This window comes from Paraburkholderia sp. RL18-101-BIB-B (assembly GCF_046026985.1).
Lineage (GTDB): Bacteria > Pseudomonadota > Gammaproteobacteria > Burkholderiales > Burkholderiaceae > Paraburkholderia.
The window spans coordinates 1-5,625 of the sequence record NZ_JARESV010000113.1; the positions used below are offsets into that span (position 1 = coordinate 1).

Here is a 5,625-nt window from a genome sequence, read left to right on the forward strand (position 1 = left end):
GCCCTGTCGGCGGTATGCGCCACCGGACCGCATGCCCCCGCGCGGCTTTGGCCTGATCGCGTGTCAGGAGAATGACGTGAAGTCGCGACCGCAAGCGGATATTGCCCGCATCCTGCTGATCATCGTGATTCTGTCGCTGCTGATCTTCGGCAGTCTTTATATCGTCCGTCCGTTTCTGCCGGCGCTGATCTGGGCGACGATGATCGTCGTTGCCACCTGGCCCGTGATGATCGGTATCGAAAAGCGCGTCGGTGGCCGTCGCTGGATCGCCGTCACCGTGATGCTGATCGGCCTGCTGGTCGTGATCGTGCTGCCGCTGTACGGGGCGGTGTCGACGATCGCCGAGCACGGCGGCGACATTGTCGACCAGGCCGAGGCGCTGCCGAACTACTCGCTGCCTCCCCCGCCCAGCTGGCTGCATCAGGTGCCGCTCGCCGGCGAAGGCCTCGCACGCGAGTGGCAGCGCCTGTCCGACGCAGGTCGCGGTGGCATCCTTGCACAAGTGCAGCCTTATGCGCTGATAGCCGCGAAATGGCTGCTCTCGCAAGCCGGCACGGTCGGCTTGCTGGTGATCCACCTGGTGCTGACCCTGATCATCGCCGGCATTCTCTATTCGCAGGGCGAGGCCGCGTCCAGCAGCGTGGTGCGTTTCGCGGCGCGCATCGCCGCCGAACGCGGGGCGGCGGCAGTGCGGCTTGCCGGATTGTCGATCCGCGCGGTCGCGCTCGGGATCGTCGTAACGGCGGTCGCGCAGGCGACGCTCGCCGGGCTGGGCCTGTACGTCGCCGGAATCCCCGGCGCGGGGATCCTGACAGCGCTGATCCTGATTCTCTGTCTCGCGCAGATCGGTCCGGGCCTTCCGCTGATCGGTGCCGTGGTCTGGCTGATCTATCACGACCAGCTTGTCACGGGAATCGCGCTGGGGGTCTGGTCGGTGTTCGTCGGGCTGCTCGACAATGTGTTGCGGCCGCTGCTGATCAAGCGAGGCGTGGACCTGTCGCTGCTGCTGATCCTGATCGGGGTGATCGGCGGGGTGATCGCGTTCGGGATCGTCGGCCTGTTCATCGGCCCGGTGATACTCGCGGTGACCTCCACGCTGCTGCAGGCGTGGATCGACGAGGAGGCGCCACCGGCGCCCATCGAACCGGCGCTCACGAGCACCGGCGACCCGCCGGATCGCGAGCGGCGGTAGCACCACCGACGCGCCGCGCGTGATACGGCGATTGCGTCGGGTAACGCGCTTGACATGAATGTACCGACGATATGCCGTTTCCCGGGGACGTTATGAGTTTTTGTACCGTCAAGGCGTATTTGATGAGGTCTTCAAGCAAGCAGAACGTTCAACGCCACACATACCGATGCACCGGCGTTGCCTGAATCGCGCACGATGAGCGCTCGGTGTGGCGCGCCCGCCTGTGTTGCGTCGAGCTGAGTTCATTTACCCCTAACGGAGCAAAAGCATGGGTACTGGAATAGTGGACGTAGCGGAACAAAAACGCCTGAACGACGCGCGTGAGGCCCAGGTGCCGTGGAAGAAGTGGGGGCCTTACCTCAGCGAGCGGCAGTGGGGGACAGTGCGAGAGGACTACAGCGACAACGGCGATGCCTGGAACTACTTCACCCATGACCATTCCCGCTCACGTGCCTATAGGTGGGGCGAGGACGGGCTCGGCGGACTCTGCGACGAGAGGCAGCAGCTGTGCTTTGCGCTTGCGTTGTGGAACGAGCGCGATCCGATCTTGAAGGAGCGCCTCTTCGGCCTCACCAACAGCGAGGGCAACCATGGCGAGGACGTCAAGGAATATTACTTCTACCTCGACAGCACGCCCACCCACTCCTACATGAAGTACCTCTATAAGTACCCGCAGCGAGAATATCCCTATCGGGACTTGATCGAGACCAACCGGAGGCGATCGCGGGAGGAGTTCGAGTACGAACTGCTCGACACCGGTGTCTTCGATGATGACCGGTATTTCGATGTGTTCGTCGAATACGCGAAGGCGGATCCGGACGACATCCTCGTTCGTATTTCCGTGCACAACCGCGGACCAGAAGCGGCACGGCTGCGGGTCCTGCCGACGCTATGGTTCCGCAACACATGGTCATGGGGTGAGGACGATCGCAAGCCCTCGCTGCTCGATGCGGGCCCAGGCGCCATTCAGGCCACGCACCCTGAACTGGGCCAGTACTGGCTCCATTGCGATGGCTCCCCGGAGACGCTCTTCACCGAGAACGAGAGCAATGCGCAGCGTCTGTGGGGCCAGCCCAACGCGTCTCCCTACGTCAAGGATGCGTTCCACGCCTACGTCATTTCGGGACAAGGCGACGCGGTGAATCCCGCCAGGACCGGAACCAAGGCCGCGGCCCACTATATCTGCGACGTGCCCGGCGGCGGCAGCACGACCATCCAGCTGCGTCTGATGGCAACCAAACTGGACAATGCGTTCCGCGACTTCGAGAACATATTCAATAGCCGCATCGCCGACGCTGACGAGTTCTACGAGCGGATTGCGCCCGCATCGTTGACCGAAGACCAGCGCCGGGTGCACCGTCAGGCGTTGGCGGGAATGCTGTGGAGCAAGCAGTACTACTACTTCGACCTGCAGCTCTGGCTGCGCGAGCACCGTAGTCATCCATTGCTCGAGGCCCAGCGCCACGACGTGCGCAACACCGAGTGGTTCCACATGTTGAATGCCGACGTGATCTCCATGCCGGACAAGTGGGAGTATCCGTGGTACGCCGCCTGGGACCTGGCCTTCCATACGGTCTCCCTGGCGCTGGTGGATTTCGATTTCGCCAAGGAGCAGCTGCTGCTGATGCTGCGCAGCCTGTACGTCCACCCAAGCGGGCAGATTCCAGCCTACGAGTGGAACTTCAGCGACGTGAATCCGCCAGTGCATGCCGCTGCCACGCTCTGGCTGTACAAGTACGAGAAACAGCTGGGTCGGGCCGACCTGCGATTCCTGGAACGCTCGTTTCAGGGGTTGATGCTCAATTTCAACTGGTGGGTCAATCGCAAGGACCCAGCGGGCCGCAACGTCTTCGCTGGCGGTTTTCTGGGTCTGGACAACATCGGTGTATTCGATCGCAGTGCACAGCTCCCGACTGGTGGCTCGCTGGAGCAGGCGGACGGGACGGCGTGGATGGCGTTCTATTGCCAGAGCATGCTGGAGATGGCCATGATTCTGACCGAGTACGACCCGATGTACGAGGAGGTCGCCTTCAAGTTCGTCCAGCATTTCATGTGGATCGCCTATGCGATGGACCGTCGTGGCGAACATAGCGATGAGATGTGGGACGAGGAGGACGGTTTTTTCTATGATCTGTTGCGGCTCCCCGACGGCCAGACGATGCGTTTGAAAGTAAGGTCACTGGTGGGATTGTTGCCACTGTGCGCGTCCACGGTGTTCGAAGCGGAGTCTGTCATGCGGTATCCGAAGCTGATGGAGCTGATTGCGCAGTTTCGAAAACGCTACCCCGAGCTGGTTGCCCATGTGGCTCCGACCGACGCGGGTTTCATCGGCCATAGGGAACGGAGACTTCTATCGATTCTCAACAAGCGGAAACTCGAGCGCGTGCTCGGTTACCTGCTCGATGAGAACGAGTTCCTGGGGCCGCACGGCATTCGTTCGCTTTCTCGCTATCACCTGGAACATCCGTTCGTGCTTCACGTCGGTGGACAGGAGTACAAGGTGCAGTACCTGCCGGCCGAATCGAATACCGGCATGTTCGGTGGCAATTCGAACTGGCGCGGCCCGGTGTGGATGCCAGTCAATCTGCTGATCGTCCGGGCGCTGGTGAATTTCTACACTTTTTTCGGCGATGACTTCAAGGTTCAATGTCCGACCGGGACGGGGCCGCACATGACGCTCTTCGAGGTAGCGCAGGAGCTTGTCCGTCGGCTGACGGGTACGTTTCTGCGCGATGCCGACGGGCTACGGCCCGTCTACGGCGGGACGGCCAGATTCCAGGACGATCCGCATTGGCGCGACCTGATCCTGTTTTACGAGTACTTCCACGGTGACAATGGCGCGGGCCTTGGGGCCAGCCACCAGACAGGCTGGACGGGCCTCGTCGCTCCTCTCCTGGACCTGTTTGGGCGTGTCGATGCGCAAACCATGCTGGAAACCGAACGCGGGCGCGTGATGGCGGGGATCGTAAGAGGGCAGGTGGGCGGAGAAGGGATCGGCGAGAAGTAAAGGAGAGAGAATATGTTCGACTTACGCTACCCGGCGCTGTACCAGATCAACACCCGCGTCTGGCTGACCGGGTTGTCCCGCGTGCTGGGGAGGCGCGCGACGCTGGACGATATTCCGGATGCCGAACTGGATCGCCTCGCCGAGTTGGGCTTTGACTGGATCTGGTTGCTGAGCGTCTGGCAGACCGGCCCCGCAGCGCGGGCGATCTCGCGGGCGAATCCCGAATGGCGTCGCGAATTCGCCGAAACGATACCGGACCTCTGCGACGAAGACATCGCCGGCTCCGGGTTCGCCATCCAGAGCTACACCGTCCATCGCGATCTGGGCGGCGCCGGGGCGCTCGCCCGATTGCGGCAGCGTCTGCAGCAACGCGGACTGAAGCTGATGCTCGACTTCGTGCCGAATCACATGGCGCCGGATCACGACTGGATCGATGAGGATCCGGACTACTTCGTCCACGGGAGCGAGGCGGACCTGGCTCGCTCACCGCGCAACTACTACCGGGTGCAGACAAGGAACGGTCCGCTGGTGCTTGCCCACGGCCGGGATCCATACTTCGACGGATGGCCCGATACGTCGCAGCTCAACTACGGCAATCCGGAGTTACAGCAGGCGATGATCGGCGAGCTGCAAAGAATCGCAGGGCAATGCGACGGCGTGCGATGCGACATGGCCATGCTGGTCTTGCCCGACGTGTTCGAACGCACCTGGAACATTCGCGCCGATCCCTTCTGGCCGAAGGCGATCGAATCCGTGCAGCGCGAGCATCCGCAGTTCCTGTTCATGGCGGAGGTCTATTGGGACCTGGAATGGACGATGCAGCAGCAGGGCTTCGATTACGCCTATGACAAGCAGATGTATGACCGCCTGCGCGATGCGCACGCACGGTCGGTGCGCGAGCATCTGCACGCCGGGCTCGATTACCAGGACAAGCTGGCCCGCTTTCTGGAAAACCACGACGAGCCCCGGACCGCGGCGGCCTTCGAACCCGGCAGGCACGAGGCAGGCGCCATCATCACGTTTCTTTCGCCTGGTCTGCGCTTCTTTCACCAAGGCCAGTTCGAGGGCTGCAGGAAACGCATCTCGCCGCACCTGGTCCGGTCGCCACAGGAGCCTATCGACGCAAGGCTGCAACGGTTCTATCAGAACCTGATGGCAGTGCTGCGGCAACCGGTCTTTCGGGACGGCGCGTGGAACCTGCTCGAATGCGTGCCGGCGTGGGAGGGCAACAGGACCTCGGATTGTTTCATCGCGTGGTCCTGGCAACGAGCCGACGGCGAACGGCGGCTCGTTGCCGTCAACTACGCCGACAACCAGAGCCAGTGTTACGTGCGACTCCCGTTTCCCGACATGGCCGGCCGCACGGTGCGGATGAAGGACATGATGGGGCCGGCCAGTTTTGATCGCGACGGCAACGATCTCATTT

Annotated in this window: 3 protein-coding genes; all 3 read left to right on the forward strand. The window is 62.4% G+C overall.

Annotated elements, in window-relative coordinates:
• Nucleotides 1–76 precede the first annotated feature (76 nt).
• On the forward strand, nt 77–1,192 hold the full coding sequence (ydiK, locus tag P0D73_RS45825) for an AI-2E family transporter YdiK (RefSeq protein ID WP_408436299.1): 1,116 nt from the start codon (nt 77–79) through the stop codon (nt 1,190–1,192).
• Between the two features lie 268 nt (nt 1,193–1,460).
• Nucleotides 1,461–4,199 (forward strand): MGH1-like glycoside hydrolase domain-containing protein, encoded by a 2,739-nt coding sequence (locus tag P0D73_RS45830; protein ID WP_408436303.1) that lies wholly within the window; start codon nt 1,461–1,463, stop codon nt 4,197–4,199.
• Nucleotides 4,200–4,211: 12 nt separating this feature from the next.
• The coding region (locus tag P0D73_RS45835; RefSeq protein ID WP_408436306.1) for an alpha-amylase family glycosyl hydrolase at nt 4,212–5,625 on the forward strand (1,414 nt) is incomplete at its 3' end.

Coding starts and splice junctions, on each gene's coding strand:
- P0D73_RS45830 (WP_408436303.1), top strand. CDS start 1,461: ATGGGTACTGGAATAGTGGACGTAGCGGAACAAAAACGCCTGAACGAC.